The organism is Ottowia thiooxydans DSM 14619 (genome assembly GCF_000422885.1).
In the GTDB taxonomy this organism is placed as follows: Bacteria; Pseudomonadota; Gammaproteobacteria; order Burkholderiales; family Burkholderiaceae_C; genus Ottowia; species Ottowia thiooxydans.
In genome coordinates this window covers 18,613-32,675 of the sequence record NZ_AUGX01000050.1, presented here as the reverse complement: position 1 = coordinate 32,675, position 14,063 = coordinate 18,613, and the positions used below count along the sequence as shown (strand labels likewise).

The 14,063-nt window shown below is 58.2% G+C and carries 13 protein-coding genes; 8 read left to right on the top strand and 5 right to left on the bottom strand.

The window, feature by feature from the left end:
* Together G518_RS0124040 and G518_RS0124035 are read left to right on the top strand one after the other, a co-directional pair.
* Positions 1 to 325 (top strand): transposase (locus G518_RS0124040; protein WP_028604701.1); only part of this gene is annotated, 325 nt, incomplete at its 5' end.
* Between the two features lie 191 nt (positions 326 to 516).
* On the top strand, positions 517 to 942 hold the full coding sequence (locus tag G518_RS0124035; RefSeq protein WP_036595881.1) for a group II truncated hemoglobin: 426 nt from the start codon (positions 517 to 519) through the stop codon (positions 940 to 942).
* 7 nt (positions 943 to 949) lie between these two features.
* On the opposite strand, the gene prpF is transcribed toward G518_RS0124035, so the two are convergent.
* From prpF to acnA, 3 genes are read right to left on the bottom strand one after another with little or no spacing between them, the layout of a single operon-like run.
* Positions 950 to 2,131, bottom strand: a complete 1,182-nt coding sequence (gene prpF / locus G518_RS0124030; protein ID WP_028604699.1) for a 2-methylaconitate cis-trans isomerase PrpF — start codon at positions 2,129 to 2,131, stop codon at positions 950 to 952.
* Entirely contained in the window at positions 2,128 to 3,222 is a 1,095-nt protein-coding gene (locus tag G518_RS0124025) for a lactonase family protein (RefSeq protein ID WP_028604698.1), read from the bottom strand. The genes prpF and G518_RS0124025 overlap by 4 nt, the downstream gene beginning before the upstream one ends.
* Before the next feature lie 5 nt (positions 3,223 to 3,227).
* The gene (acnA, locus tag G518_RS0124020) at positions 3,228 to 5,831 is read right to left on the bottom strand and encodes an aconitate hydratase AcnA (protein WP_028604697.1); all 2,604 of its coding nucleotides are present in this window, start codon (positions 5,829 to 5,831) and stop codon (positions 3,228 to 3,230) included.
* 124 nt (positions 5,832 to 5,955) lie between these two features.
* Between acnA and G518_RS0124015 the strand changes: the two genes are divergently transcribed.
* Positions 5,956 to 6,948: a Bug family tripartite tricarboxylate transporter substrate binding protein gene (locus G518_RS0124015; RefSeq protein WP_028604696.1), complete on the top strand. Its 993-nt coding sequence runs from the start codon at positions 5,956 to 5,958 to the stop codon at positions 6,946 to 6,948.
* A gap of 68 nt (positions 6,949 to 7,016) precedes the next feature.
* Entirely contained in the window at positions 7,017 to 7,157 is a 141-nt protein-coding gene (locus tag G518_RS40735; RefSeq protein WP_156909529.1) for a hypothetical protein, read from the top strand.
* Between the two features lie 128 nt (positions 7,158 to 7,285).
* Here the strand turns inward: G518_RS40735 and G518_RS0124005 are convergent, their stop codons facing one another.
* Both G518_RS0124005 and radC read right to left on the bottom strand, forming a co-directional pair.
* A complete protein-coding gene (locus G518_RS0124005; RefSeq protein ID WP_028604695.1) occupies positions 7,286 to 7,933 on the bottom strand; it encodes a Smr/MutS family protein in 648 nt (215 codons plus the stop codon).
* Positions 7,934 to 7,976: 43 nt separating this feature from the next.
* On the bottom strand, positions 7,977 to 8,657 hold the full coding sequence (radC, locus tag G518_RS0124000; RefSeq protein WP_028604694.1) for a RadC family protein: 681 nt from the start codon (positions 8,655 to 8,657) through the stop codon (positions 7,977 to 7,979).
* A 69-nt stretch (positions 8,658 to 8,726) separates the two neighbouring features.
* Here radC and G518_RS0123995 point away from each other — a divergent pair, with 69 nt between their 5' ends.
* From G518_RS0123995 to serS, 4 genes are all read left to right on the top strand, one after another.
* Positions 8,727 to 9,173, top strand: a complete 447-nt coding sequence (locus tag G518_RS0123995) for an FKBP-type peptidyl-prolyl cis-trans isomerase (RefSeq protein ID WP_028604693.1) — start codon at positions 8,727 to 8,729, stop codon at positions 9,171 to 9,173.
* Entirely contained in the window at positions 9,173 to 10,141 is a 969-nt protein-coding gene (gene ispH / locus G518_RS0123990; RefSeq protein ID WP_028604692.1) for a 4-hydroxy-3-methylbut-2-enyl diphosphate reductase, read from the top strand. Before G518_RS0123995 ends, ispH begins: the two co-directional genes overlap by 1 nt.
* A 485-nt stretch (positions 10,142 to 10,626) precedes the next feature.
* Positions 10,627 to 12,168 (top strand): ankyrin repeat domain-containing protein, encoded by a 1,542-nt coding sequence (locus G518_RS0123985; protein WP_169458002.1) that lies wholly within the window; start codon positions 10,627 to 10,629, stop codon positions 12,166 to 12,168.
* A gap of 144 nt (positions 12,169 to 12,312) precedes the next feature.
* Positions 12,313 to 13,620, top strand: coding sequence for a serine--tRNA ligase (serS, locus tag G518_RS0123980; RefSeq protein ID WP_028604690.1), 1,308 nt, complete (start codon positions 12,313 to 12,315; stop codon positions 13,618 to 13,620).
* Positions 13,621 to 14,063: the final 443 nt, after the last annotated feature.

The window sequence follows — 14,063 nt, the reverse complement described above, 5'->3', positions numbered from 1 at the left end:
CTTCGGGCGCATGCACAAGCTCAGTGCTGATGCTGTCGTCGCATTCACCGGACTAGACCCGCGCCCGAACGACTCAGGCAATAAAACGGGCCAACGGCGTCTGTCCAAGAGAGGCTGGCCGGAGATCCGACGCCTTCTGTACGCTGCTGCGATGTCGGCAGCTCGCACCAAGACCTGGAATGGGTTCTATCATGCTCAGCGCGAGAAAGGGTTGAGCACAACCGCTGCCCTGATCGTGCTCGCCCGAAAACTCCTGCGCGTGGCATTCTCACTGTTCAAGCAAAAAAGCAACTTCGACGCCTCCATCGTTGCTGTAAAAACTTGACGAAAACCATAGAACCTCGAACGGCTTTTATGCTTGACCGAAACCATAGAACCTCAGCGCGAACGGTTTTTTTTGAGGTCCAAGGGTTTAGATCCTTCTCCGGGCGAACGAAATTCAAACTTCATAAGGCCGTATCAATCGCTCGTGGACAACTTCTTAAAATCGCTAGAAGCCACCAATAGCAAGGGGGCATGATTTTTACCTGGCGGGCGCTTAACTTGACTGAAAACACTTCTGAATCCACACCATTTGAGCGTATCGGCGGCGAGGAGGCCGTGCGTCTGCTGGTGGATCGCTTCTACGATCTTATGGACCTTGAGCAGGATTACACCGCCCTGCGCGCTGCCCATGGCAACACACTCGCCAGTGCACGGGAAAAGCTTTTCTGGTTCCTGTGCGGCTGGCTTGGCGGCCCTGCACACTACGAGGAACGGTTTGGACACCCACGCCTTCGTATGCGCCATCTTCCGTTTTCCATTGGCATCCTAGAGCGAGACCAATGGCTGGCCTGTATGAATCAGGCCATGCTGGAGACCGGTGTTGACGAGGATCTGCGTACCCGGTTGGCCAAGAGCTTTTTCCAGACGGCGGACTGGATGCGCAACACGCACGGCTGAATAGTGGTCAGAAATTGGCCGGGACAAATACGCTTCCGTCCATCAAACGTCGAGCGCTCCGGCTCATGATGGCTTTGGTCACAGACCATTCGCCACCTTGTTCTACGGCTTCGGCGCCGACCCTGAGCGAACCTGATGGGTGCCCGAAGCGCACGCCTTCGCTAAGCTTACCTTCCATAAGCCGGCTAACGACGGTTCCTGGAATGGCAGACGCGACAGCGATGGCGACGGCACCCGTGCCCGTCATGGCGTGGTGCAACTTGCCCATGGACATGATGCGCGCGACAAGGTCTAAGTCAGAGGCCGCAACAGCCTTCCCATTCGACGCCATGTAGCTCGCAGGCGGCGATACAAACGCTATCTTTGGTGTGTGTGGGCGTTTCTCACTGGCCTCCTGAGCCGTTGCCGTCAGGCCCATGGCCACCGTGGCGTGCGCGCGAATGGCTTCGAGCTTCGCCAGCAGTTCTGCATTGCCATTGACTGTTCCCTGCATCTCGGTGCCGCCCAGGCCGACCGTGGCAGCGTCGATGAAAATGCTTGGATTTCCTGCGTTGATCAACGTGACCTCTACAACGCCCACGCCCGGTACATCGAGCGTATCGACACGATTGCCGGTGGGGAACATCGCACCGCCTTCGCTGTCTTCGTCGGCGCCCGGGTCCAGGAACTCGATCTTGATTTCTGCGGCTGGAAAGGTGACGCCATCCAGCTCGAAGTCACCCGTTTCCACGACTTCGCCATCTTGCATAGCTACGTGGGCGATGATGCGTTTTTTAATGTTCGCTTGCCAGATCCGCACGACTGCAATGCCATTCCGGGGGGCATCGACCAAGCCGCGAGCAATCGCAAAAGGCCCTACAGCGGAAGTCAGGTTGCCGCAGTTGCCGCTCCAATCCACCACTGGTTTTTCGATGTCGACCGCGCCGAACAGGTAGTCGACATCACTGTCCTCACGGTTGCTTTTGCTCACGATGACCACCTTGCTAGTGCTGGAGGTGGCCGCCCCCATGCCGTCAATCTGTTTGCCGTAGGCGTCAGGGCTTCCGATGACACGCATCATCAGTCGGTCTCGCGCAGTATTGTCATTTCGGGCGGATTCTGGCAAGTCTTCTGGTGTGAAGAACACGCCTTTGCTTGTGCCTCCACGCATGTAGGTGGCTCGGATGGCGATTTGTTTGGCTTGGGTCATGAGCGTTCCTTAGTGAAAACAATGCACACCGGGCTGCCGGTGCGCGCGAGTAATGAAGTCGCAGGTGTTGGCTGCTCTGTCGATACCGGCTGCGGTGCCGGCATCGCGAAGATGGTGTCGCTGTCTTCGTTGGCGGCGACGACAGCGTCACCACGGGGTGTCATGGTGATGAAACGTGGTGTGCGTCCGCCAGTCAACGCGTAACCCACGGAGGCAAGCTGCCCAGTGGACGTGTGTATTTCGAAGCTGGCAACGCTGTCGTGGCCGCGGTTGGAAACATGGACAGCGCTTCCCTCATTTGCCATCACGATTCCAGCGGCGGAGTTACCCGTGATGGATTCCGGCGGCACGGTCGCTAGTGTTTGCACCACGGCCAGTTGCCCGGTGTCCTTGTTGAAATGGCAGTAGCAGATTTGGCTGCTTAGCTCGCACGCCAGGTACACATGGTGGCCAGCCGCGTTGAAAACCAAATGCCGTGGACCGCTTCCCGGTGGAAATTCTGTCGAATTGGCCAGTTTCAGCTCACCTGTACCGGCGTGCAAAGTCAACACAAAAACGCGGTCACTGCCTTTGTCCGGCACCAGCAACCATCGGCCGGTTGGATCGAACACCAACTGGTGCGGGTGCGAGCCCTTCTGGTGCTGCTGCAGGGGGCCAGGGGCGCACGGCAGGCTCAGGGTATTGGCCACTGGCCCGAGTTGCCCGTCGTTTAGCACAGGCAGGGAACTGACATTGCCGGTGGCATAACAAGCGGCGAGCAGCCATTGGCCATCGGGCGAGAACGCGAGATGCACCGGGTTTCTTCCTTCCACGGACCAGCTCCCCAGCTTCGTCAATCTGCCGTCTGAGGCATGAATGGCGAAAGCACTCACGGCATCACGGTCCCCATGAACCGTGTAGAGAAACTGACCGCCGGGATGCATGCAAAGGAAAGAAGGGTTTTCGCCCGCTTCTGCGATGTGTCGCTGAATCCATGGGCCTTGTGCCGGGACCTCGTACATGACGATGCCGCGACCTCGAGCGTGGCGCTCTTTCGTCGTTCTGCAGCCGACGTAAGCCCGCCAGGTTGGCATCGAGGATTGCGCTTGCATTTTCACTACGCCGCTTGCAAAAACTCATCGCGCATGCGGGGCAGCAGACCACCCGCGGAGAACACCTGGCGTTCTTCCTCGGTGTCGATACGGCAGATCACATCGGCTTCCACGACACTGCCATCCACACGGTGCACTCTCAGGCACAGCTTTGCACCTGCTTGTGGAACGCCATGCCAGTCGGCAATGTCGAAAGTCTCCGTGCCGTCGAGACCCAGTGTCTTTCGTGTGACCCCTTCAGCAAATTCCAGTGGCAACACGCCCATGCCAACCAAGTTGGTCCGATGAATGCGTTCGAAGTTCTCGCAGACAACGGCCTGCACGCCGATGAGTCGTACGCCCTTGGCTGCCCAGTCGCGCGAGGAACCCGAACCGTAGTTTCGACCGGCCACGATAATGAGGGGCTGACCTCTGTCCATGTAGGTCTCCGCAGCTTCGAAGAGACGCATTACCTTGCCCTCCGGTTCGACCCGTGCCAGTGAGCCTTCCTTGCCTGCCATTTCATTCTTCAGGCGGTTATTGGCGAAGGTCGCTCGGATGGCGACCACGTGATCTCCGCGGCGGGTACCGTAGCTGTTGAAGTCAACGGGTTTCACGCCCTTGCTCATGAGGAATTCTCCAGCGGCGCTCTCGGAAAGAATCGCCCCGGATGGCGACAAGTGGTCAGTGGTGACGTTGTCGCCGAGCAGTGCCAAAGCGCGCATACCCTGGAAGGCACCCAATTGGGTGAACCGGTTTTGCCAGTAGGGCGGCCGACGGATGTAGGTGCTGTCTTCGTGCCAAGCGTATTGAATCGAAGCGGTTTGGCCGCCGTCGCCCTGCGAGTCGGCTATGCGTTGGAACATAGGGTCGTAGACGCTGGTGAATTGCTCAGCGTTTACAGACGCGTGCAGTACCTTGTCGATTTCCGCATCGGTTGGCCAAAGGTCGGCCAGCAGCACATCCTTGCCGCTCGCGTCCTTGGCCAATGGGTCATGGGCCACGTCGACACGGATGGAGCCGGCGAGGGCGTACGCGACCACGAGCGCTGGGGAGGCGAGGTAAGCCTCCTTGACCCGGGGGTGCACCCGGCCGTCGAAATTGCGGTTACCAGAGAGCACGGCCGTCGTCAGCAGTTGCCGCTCCAGAATCTCTTTCTCGATGGCCGGTGCCAGAGGCCCGGACATCCCGTTGCAAGACGTGCAGCCGAAGCCGATGATCCCGAAACCTAATTGTTCCAGGGGGGCCAGCAGACCACCTTCCGTAAGGTATTTCTCCACCGCTTGTGAGCCTGGCGCCAGGGATGTCTTCACCCAGGGTTTGCGCACCATGCCACGTGCGACTGCTTTCTGCGCCAACAGCCCTGCGGCAATCAGGCTGCGTGGGTTGGAGGTGTTGGTGCAACTGGTGATGGCGGCGATAACTACCGCGCCTTCAGGCATCGGCCCATCGTTCGGTACATTGGCGTGGGCCACCGCGATGCCCTGTTCTTTGAGGGTGGCAAGCGGGCGTCGTTGGTGTGGATCGCTTGGCCCTGCCAGTGCCAACTCAATTGTGGACAGGTCAAAAGACAAGGTGCGGTCGTACTGGGCCTGATCGAATGCATCGGCCCAGAGGCCTTGGGCCTTGGCGTAGATGGCGACGAGTTCCGTCTGCGCCGCACCGCGGCCCGTCAGCAGCAGGTAGTCGAGCGTACGCTCGTCGATTGCGAACATGGCGGCGGTCGCGCCGAACTCGGGTGCCATGTTGGAAATGGTGGCTCGGTCGGCCAGCGGCAGGGCGGCAACGCCGGAGCCGTGGAATTCAAGGATGGCACCCACCACATCCTGGGTGCGCAAAAATTCGGTCAGTGCTAGCACGACATCAGTGGCCAGAACGCCAGGTTGAACCTTGCCTTCCAGGCGTACCTGCACGATTTGCGGTAGACGCATCCAACTGGCGCGTCCAAGCATCACTGATTCTGCTTCCAGCCCGCCGACTCCCCAACCCACCACCCCCAGGGCGTCAATCATTGTGGTGTGGCTGTCAGTACCCACCAAGGTGTCGGGGAACGCAATTCCATCCTGAACCTGCACGACAGGCGACATGCGCTCGATGTTGATTTGGTGGAGGATGCCGCTACCCGGCATCAACACGTCCAGATTGGTGAAGGCCTGCTTGCACCAGGCCAGAAACTCGAATCGTTCCGCATTTTTCTTTTGTTCGATGGCCATGTTGCGCGGCATGGCATCTCGCTCGAATCCGGCTACTTCCACGTTCAGAGAATGGTCGACGACCAGTTGCGTCGGCACCACCGGATTGACCCGCCTTGGGTCTCCACCGGCCTCAGCAACGGCGTCCCGCATGCCAGCCAAGTCGACCAGGGCAGGGGTGCCCAGCAAGTCTTGCAGCACTACTCGTGCCGGATAGAACGGGAAATCGATATCGTGCCTCCGGTCTACCAACGAGCGCAGCATCGCCTCGGAGCCGGGCGTGCCCTGGCTTTTGCGGATGAGACTCTCCGCAAAGACTCGAACGCAATAGGGCATGCGCAAAAACGCACCGGGTTCCAGAGCATTTACGGCGGATTTGACATCGAAGTAGCGAAGGTCGGTGCCGGGCAAGTTCTTCGGCGAAATCAGGTTGGTCATCGTGCGGGACTCCGAGGTGGAAATTTACTCTTGCGTTTTGATATGATTGTATTTTATGATTAAAAACATCAATATGGCAAGAAGTCAGTTTTTTGCACACACCAACCCAAAGGAGACAACCACGATGAACAGAACACGCCGCCAATTTCTTCACATCGCCGCAGGAGCGACAGCGGGCGCTGGCCTTTGGTTGCCTGAGACCAAGGTATGGGCCCAAGGCAGATTTCCTGACAAACCCATCTCACTCGTGGTGCCACAGCCCCCCGGCGGCGATGCAGACGCGGTGTGCCGGGCCTTGCAAACCAGGATGCAGGAGGTACTGGGCCAACCAGTCATCATCGACAACCGCGCCGGGGCTGCCGGCAACATTGGTGTCGCGTATGGCTCCAAGGCCGCGCCGGACGGTTACACGGTCACGTTCGTCAACCAGGGCATCCTGGCGTTCAACCCATCTCTGTACCCATCGACCGGCTTCTCTGCTGCGAATCTGATGCCGGTGAGCTGGCTCACCTCGACCGACCTGGTGCTCTGCGCGAACGCGGCGTTCCCGGCCAGGACCATGTCGGAATTCATCGAACTTGCCCGCAAGTCGCCGGGCAAATACACCTATGGAACAGCAGGCAATGGCAGTGCTAACCATATCGCTGCCAAGATGCTTGAAGCCATGGCCAAGATCGAACTCACCCACGTGCCGTACAAGGGTGGGGCCCCAGCCATTGTCGATGCGCTGGGTGGTCAGATCGACACGGTCATGGCCTTTCCTCTCGCGGCGCTGCCGCACATCAAATCTGGCAAGTTAAAGGCACTGGCCACCACGGGCGCGAAGCGTTCGAGCGCCTTGCCGGCTGTGCCGACGATTGCAGAAAGTGGGGTTCCCGGCTATGAATTCGGTTCATGGTTCGGCTTCGTCGTGCCCAAGGGTACCCCGCTGGAGGTGGTGGACAAGCTCAATGCGGCAGCGACTGCCGCGCTCAAGGACCCAGCCACCGCGGAGAAATTGCGCGCGGGCTTGACCGAACCCATCGCGGGCGGCCCTGCAGAGTTTGCGGAGCTTATTGCCAGGGAAACCAAACGCTGGCCGCCACTCATCAAGCAATATGGCATCCGCCTCGATTGAGTTGCCTTCAAAAACAAGGAAGCTGAACAGGACTGCTCGGCTCTTCGTTCAGATTCGACCCACTGCAGATGGCGGAGCTACTTCGCGAACAAATTCGCATCTTGCAGCAAGGGTTCATGAGCATGGCGGCCATTGAGCTTTTTGAGGCCAACTGCCGCTTCCATGAAACCTTGGCCGAATGGTCCCGCAACCGTGCCATTTTTTCCTGAATTAAGATCCCGATTACTTGGCTTCTTTGCTCTTTTTTGTGTTTAATGTAATCAAAAAGAGCAATTGACTCCGTGGAGATGCCCATCCTCAAGCCCCCCTTCAAACCCCACGCCGTAGCTGAAGAGGTTTACCCCGGGCCACGACCGCCCTGAAGCAGCACCAGCAACGCGCCTGCCCCGCCTTCCAGGGGCTTGGCTTGCACGAATGCCAGCACTTCCTGCTTCTGGATCAGCCAGCCGTGCACCTTTCCCTTGAGCACGGGGGTGCGCCCAGGCGATCCAAGGCCTTTGCCATGCACCACGCGCACGCACCTGACGCCCGCACGCTGTACCTCGCGCAAAAAAGCAGACAAGGCTTCGCGCGCTTCGTGCACACGAAAGCCGTGGAGGTCAATTTCACGCTGAACGGCCCAGTGGCCACGCCGTAGCCGTGAGGTCACATCCGGGCTTAGCCCGGGCCTGAGGTAGCTCAGATGATCATCCACCTGCAGCAAGGTGGACGCATCAAACTCATCTGATATCGCCTCTCGCAGAACGGATTTTTCATCTCGCTCACGCTGTAGCGGCAAGGGCAGGGCAGGCGCTGGCCGATGGACTACGCGATCGGTTTGCCGCAGCGGTTTCGTGGCACCGATAGCTTTGGCGAACAGGTCCTGGTCTTGCTTCGATTGAGTCTCGTTCTTCCGCCGAGCAGATTCCTCTGCGGCTATTTTGGCTTGGCGTTCAGCTAGCTGCTGGCGCAGCTTCTTCAGATCTTGCAGCGAATTGCTCTTCATGGCGCGAGTTTTACATACGGAGCTTAGAAATCACTCAGGCTCGTTACATGACATGGCCTTCTTCTGCCATGGAAAGTGCTTTCCCAGGGGCCACGATCACATGATCGAGCACCCGGACATCCACCAACGCCAGTGCAGATTTCAATGTTTTGGTCAGAGATTCATCTGCTCGGCTGGGCTCCACGCTGCCACTGGGGTGGTTGTGGGCCAGGATGACTGCCGAGGCATTGTGGTGCAAGGCTCGCAAAACTACTTCGCGCGGATACACGCTCGTCTGTGTGAGGGTGCCGCGAAACATTTCTTCCATCGCGATCAGGCGGTTCTGGCAATTGAGAAAGACGACTGCGAAAACCTCATGCGCCCGGCTGGATAGATGCAGTTTCAGGTAATCCTTGACGGCCCCGGGCGATTCGAATGCCGAGCGTTCGCTCAACTGTTGCGCCAAGGCGCGCCTGGACAGTTCCAGCACAGCGATCAGCTCTGCGCGCTTGGCGGGGCCACCCAGGCCTTTGATGCGCTTCAGATCGTCCGCACCTGTACTTAGCAGGCCGGCAATGCCGCCAAAGGTGTCCAGTAGTTCCTGCGCCAGATGCAACACACTTTTCCCGGCAAGACCGGTGCGCAGCAGCAGGGCTAGAAGTTCAACATCGCTCAAGGCGGAGGCGCCGCGTGCGAGTAGTTTTTCGCGGGGGCGAGCGTCGGGGGGAAGGTCTTTCAAAGGCAAAATATGGCCCTACGAGCGGTCATGAGGGCGTGTTTCATAAAATAGGCGCTGTAGTTTATGGAATATTGCATGACCGCCACGATTGAATCAGGCTCTTTTCTCACTTTGCACTACCGTCTGGCTGGCCCCCAGGGAGACGTGATCAACACGTTTGAAGGCAAGCCCGCCACCCTTTCTTTGGGTAATGGGGAGCTTTCACCAGCCGTTGAAGAGCGCCTGATTGGCCTGCAGGAGGGCGTGCGCACCACTTTCGAGATTCCCGCTGGGGAAGCCTTCGGTGAGCGCAATCCTGATATGGTTCAATGGCTTGCGCGCAAAGAGCTGAATGACATGGGCGATCCCCTGGAGCAATACGCTGTGGGAGAAGTGGTTCAGCTGCCTACGCCTGATGGCCAAGGCCAGTTCGCTGCAGTCGTTCGCTCGGTGCGCGATGATGGCGCCCTGCAATTGGATTTCAATCATCCGCTCGCCGGGCAACCCGTTACCTTTGAAGTGCATGTGATCGGAGTTCTCTGATGGCTGAAGCCGAGATCCTGCTGGCGGCTCCCCGGGGCTTTTGCGCCGGGGTGGATCGCGCCATTGAAATCGTGGAGCGCGCCATTGCCAAGTTCGGCAGACCCATCTATGTGCGTCACGAAATCGTGCACAACACCTATGTGGTCAACGATCTCAAGGAAAAAGGCGCCATATTCATCGAGGATCTGGCTGATGTGCCTCCCGGAGCCACCCTGGTTTTCAGCGCGCACGGCGTGCCGAAATCGGTAGAACGCGAGGCCGAAGCACGGGGCTTCAATGTGTTTGATGCCACCTGCCCGCTGGTCAGCAAAGTTCACGTGGAGGTCGCCAAGCTGCGCAAGGAAGGCTACGAATTCATCATGATCGGCCACAAGGGCCATCCTGAAGTTGAAGGCACCATGGGGCAACTGGACGGCGGTATCCATCTGGTGGAGGAGGTGGCTGATGTTCAACGCATCCACCCTGAGCAAACCGAAAAGCTGGCAGTTGTCACGCAAACCACTCTCAGCGTGGACGATGCCGCTGAAATCTCTGCTGCCGTAAAAGCGCGCTTTCCGAACGTGCGTGAGCCTAAGCAACAAGACATTTGCTACGCCACGCAAAACCGGCAAGACGCTGTCAAGTTCCTTAGTCCACAGGTGGATCTGGTGATCGTGGTCGGCAGCCCGACCAGCAGCAACTCCAACCGCCTGCGCGAGGTGGCTCGCAAACTGGGCACCGAAAGCTACATGATCGACAGCGCGGACGAACTAAAACCCGAATGGTTGGAGGGGAAAGCACGGATTGGCCTGACTGCGGGCGCTTCAGCTCCGGATATTCTGGTACGGCGTGTCATAGAGCGGCTGCGGGAACTTGGCGCTGTGTCAGTACGCACCCTTGATGGAATTGAGGAAACAGTCAAGTTTCCGCTGCCCAAGGGTCTCAAGCTCGGGGATGCCGGCGAGGTCAACCTCTCGCACCTTCGGTAGGGTTGGTCGTCCACACCTCATATGCGGCCTTGTCTCATGATGCTGCGCGGTGATCTATTTTTGAAGAGCTTGCTTCGGAGGTACGTTCGGGCGATGAACGGAACTTTCCGCGATGAGGGGTTACTTAACCAGCAAGTGAGAAAACGCGGAACTTGGTTTTCGCGTACTCGCGTACCTTTCCTCATCTCGCCTATGGCGTTCATATGTCTCTCTTCCCGTCTAGCGCCACTCCTCCCCATCCGAACCTGAATCCTGGCCGCGAAGCTACCCCGCAGGGTACGAGGTCGCAGGCCCCCCACATACGGCAATACCCCGGGCCTGTTGCTGTCGGCGAGACAGGCGTGGCCGACATGCTGCAACTGGAGCGTCAGGCATTCCAGCGCCAACTGGACGAGGTGTGCCCTCAACCCAGACGGGCGCCGAGACCGTGCGATGCAGCTGACGCGAGCAATTCCCCAATGGTTCAGCTCCCTCCTCGGGGCGACATGCAGCTGTTGGAAAAATATTTAGAAGATGGCGGGGTCGCGAGTGATGAGGAGGTGGTGCAGATCGCAAAGACTTGCATGGGCGTGGAAGACATCAATGCTGTAGGGGCGGGCGGGGACACCGTGGTGACCCTTGCAGCTGTGAAAAACCAGTCTTGCATTTTGGCCGCACTGCTCAGGAGTAAGGCTGACGCCGCAGCTGTCCGTGGTGACGGCAGGATGCCGCTGCATTTAGCCGTGAAACACGGAAGCACGAAAGCAGTAGTTGTCCTGGTGGATCATCTCAAGACGGCAGATGCCATCAATGCCCGCAACTCTCATGGCTGTACCCCGCTTATGTACGCTATCCAGCATGGGGGTGAGAATAGTCTTGAAATCATCAAAATCCTGATAGCTTCACTCAAGACGCCAGAAGCGATCAATGCCGCGGACCATAACGGCTCTACCGCGCTGATGTATGTGACGTGCTGCGCCTACGGTAGAGGTGCGGCAAGGATCGAAATGGCGCGCATCCTGATTGCTGCACTCGCCGAGAAGAATTTTATTAATGCCGCTGATTCTATGGGCCAGACGGCGCTGATGCGCGCTGTCCTGGGAGCAAGTGGGGACGAGGTGCAAATGGTGAGCCTCTTGGTCGAGGCACTCCAAACGGCGGATGCTCTCAATGTCCGCGACTGTAATGGCCACACCGCGCTGATAACCTCTCTCCGATCTGCCAGTCCGAACAGGCTCCAAATTGCGTACAGGTTGATGCTGGCACTGGGCACCCCCGAAGCTATCAATCTAGTTGACAGGTACGGGTTCACGGCGCCGATGTACGCGGCAGCATTTGGAACCCCTGACGTCATGCGTCTATTGCTCCCGGCTTTGCAGACTTGCCCGGAATCTCTCCATCTGTCCGCCGATCGAAACACCACTCTGGATTGGGGTCGAGTAACCAATCGGGCTGTTGACTCCGAAAGCGTTTTTCTAGACGCTATGCAGGTCAACGATAAACGGCTTGTAAACCCTGCTGTTGTGAGCGAGGCAACGATCAAGATCGCTGTGAGAAAGGGGCATCTGGGCGTGCTCAACACCTGGTTATCTATTGGTGTACAGGTTAAGGACGAACAAGTGAGGGAGGCAGCTCACAACCTCATGTTGGGAAGTCTCTCGCGGCAAAAGAGTGACAAGCGGCTCTTGCTGCTGGTTGCCCATACCGAGCATCCGCACGTGCTGGACGCTCTGGTCAGACTAGGTGCAAAACGAGAAGTCGAGGAAAATCAGGCCCTCAGCTCATGGGAGATCCGGTCGGCCGCGCAGGCGGGGTATCTGGATCGGCTGGAGGTTTGGATGAAAGTGGGCTTGGACGTTCCTGATGAACTGATCATTGAGGCCATTAAAGTACGATTATCCCGAGGGCGTAATAGGGACTTTTCAGACGCTGATAAATTGGCAAACTCGCTGATAGCAGCGGTGCGAGATCTACCGCATTTGTCTGGTGCTGTGCAGAAATCGCTCGCGAAAGCTAAGGTCTTGGACGCGGCGGCTGCCCCCAATTGAAGTAAGCCACCAGTTTAAGTTCATGAGCACGTTCTCATAAATCGCGACGCTTTGCCTGAGTAGCAGGCAAGCGCGCAGAGGTGAACGCCGGTTCAAGACGAGGCTACAAGGCGAAGACGGCTTGTAGCCCCCTACAATTGCCCCATGCTTGATTCGCTCCTCCTTCGTAAAGACCTGAACGGCGTCGTCGAACGCCTGAACGTTCGCAAAAATCCTCAGCCCTTTCTGGATGTCGCCGCTTTCTCGGCGCTAGAGGCAGAACGCAAGACCTTGCAGACCCGTACTGAGGAGCTGCAAGCTCAGCGCAATTCCGCCAGCAAACTGATCGGACAGCGCAAGTCCAAGGGCGAAAACGCAGACGATGTCATGGCGCAAGTGGCCTCCATCAAGGATGAGCTTGAGGCTTCTGCCGCGCGTCTTGATGTATTGCAAGGCGAGATGCAGGCGCTGCTTTTGGCCGTTCCCAATCTCCCCCATGAAAGTGTGCCTGTAGGCGAGGATGAATCAGGAAACGTAGAGGTTCGCCGCTGGGCTCCTCACGGCCTGACGCCCCGTACTTTCGATTTCGAGGTGCGTGACCATGTGGCCTTGGGTGAACCGTTGGGGCTGGATTTTGATACCGGTGTGAAACTGGCCGGTTCACGCTTTACCTTCATGCGTGGCCCTATTGCCAGATTGCACAGGGCACTGGCGCAGTTCATGCTCGATCTGCAAACCAACGAGCACGGCTATACGGAGTGCTACACGCCCTATATCGTCAATGCCGATACCCTGCGTGGGACAGGGCAATTGCCCAAGTTCGAAGCAGATCTATTTGCGGCCAAGAAGGGTGGGCAGGAAGGTGAGGGCGAGGCCTTGTATCTCATACCCACTTCGGAGGTTACGCTAACCAATACAGTGCGTGATGAGATCGTTGCGGAGGCAGATCTTCCCATCCGGTTGACAGCGCACACTCCGTGCTTTCGTTCCGAAGCCGGGAGCGCGGGTCGAGACACGCGCGGCATGATTCGGCAGCACCAGTTCGACAAAGTCGAGATGGTGCAGATCACACATCCAGACAAGAGCTACGAGGCGCTTGAACAGATGGTTGGCCATGCGGAGGCCGTTCTGCAGCAGCTGGAGTTGCCTTACCGTGTGGTGCTGCTGTGCTCAGGCGATATGGGCTTTGGTGCGACCAAGACTTACGACCTGGAAGTGTGGGTGCCCGCGCAGAACACCTACCGGGAAATCTCCTCAGTGAGTAACTGCGAGGCTTTTCAGGCGCGGCGCTTGCAAGCACGATTCAAGAACGCCCAGGGCAAGAACGAGCTGGTGCACACGCTGAACGGCTCGGGCCTCGCGGTGGGCCGGGCCTTGGTGGCCGTGCTTGAAAACGGCCAGAACGCTGATGGTTCCATCACGATACCTAAGTCGCTGCAGGCCTACATGGGTGGCCTCGAAGTATTGAGATAACGTTCACGGGTAGCAAGCGTGCTGCATCTCAGGTTTCTTGAGGTGCGGGGTGGGGCGTTAGCGCGTAGCGCCTTTTGGCCTCCAGTGGGCCCGTCGCTGGCTTGACTCCCTCGCCCAGGATACCAACTGGGGCACCCATCCAGGTGGGCGCCGCAGGCGGTGAACCCTTGGAAATAATGCTGCAAGAACAGCGAAGGGCTCCATCGTTCATCGCCTGTAAAGGCGCATCCGACAACGGTGGCCCGCTTGCCTGTAGAGACGGCACCTGCTCCTGACGAGCAAGGCCTTGGCGCGCTACCGAGCCATCTTAAAGTCAAGAACAGTCACCGACGACCGCCACAAACAATCCTTGGTTGAACGGCTCAGTTAGGCGCGTTGGCCCTTCTTTGGCAGGGCAGATCCAGCGTTCACGTATGCCATGGAACTTTGGGATCTGAGTGGTT

Bases quoted from the DNA above. Each gene is read 5' to 3' on its own strand.
- G518_RS0124025 (WP_028604698.1), bottom strand. From the start codon at position 3,222: ATGCAAGCGCAATCCTCGATGCCAACCTGGCGGGCTTACGTCGGCTGC.
- G518_RS0124015 (WP_028604696.1), top strand. From the start codon at position 5,956: ATGAACAGAACACGCCGCCAATTTCTTCACATCGCCGCAGGAGCGACA.
- G518_RS40735 (WP_156909529.1), top strand. From the start codon at position 7,017: ATGGCGGAGCTACTTCGCGAACAAATTCGCATCTTGCAGCAAGGGTTC.
- G518_RS0123985 (WP_169458002.1), top strand. From the start codon at position 10,627: ATGCAGCTGTTGGAAAAATATTTAGAAGATGGCGGGGTCGCGAGTGAT.
- G518_RS0124035 (WP_036595881.1), top strand. From the start codon at position 517: ATGATTTTTACCTGGCGGGCGCTTAACTTGACTGAAAACACTTCTGAA.
- serS (WP_028604690.1), top strand. From the start codon at position 12,313: ATGCTTGATTCGCTCCTCCTTCGTAAAGACCTGAACGGCGTCGTCGAA.
- ispH (WP_028604692.1), top strand. From the start codon at position 9,173: ATGGCTGAAGCCGAGATCCTGCTGGCGGCTCCCCGGGGCTTTTGCGCC.
- G518_RS0124005 (WP_028604695.1), bottom strand. From the start codon at position 7,933: ATGAAGAGCAATTCGCTGCAAGATCTGAAGAAGCTGCGCCAGCAGCTA.
- G518_RS0123995 (WP_028604693.1), top strand. From the start codon at position 8,727: ATGACCGCCACGATTGAATCAGGCTCTTTTCTCACTTTGCACTACCGT.
- prpF (WP_028604699.1), bottom strand. From the start codon at position 2,131: ATGACCCAAGCCAAACAAATCGCCATCCGAGCCACCTACATGCGTGGA.
- acnA (WP_028604697.1), bottom strand. From the start codon at position 5,831: ATGACCAACCTGATTTCGCCGAAGAACTTGCCCGGCACCGACCTTCGC.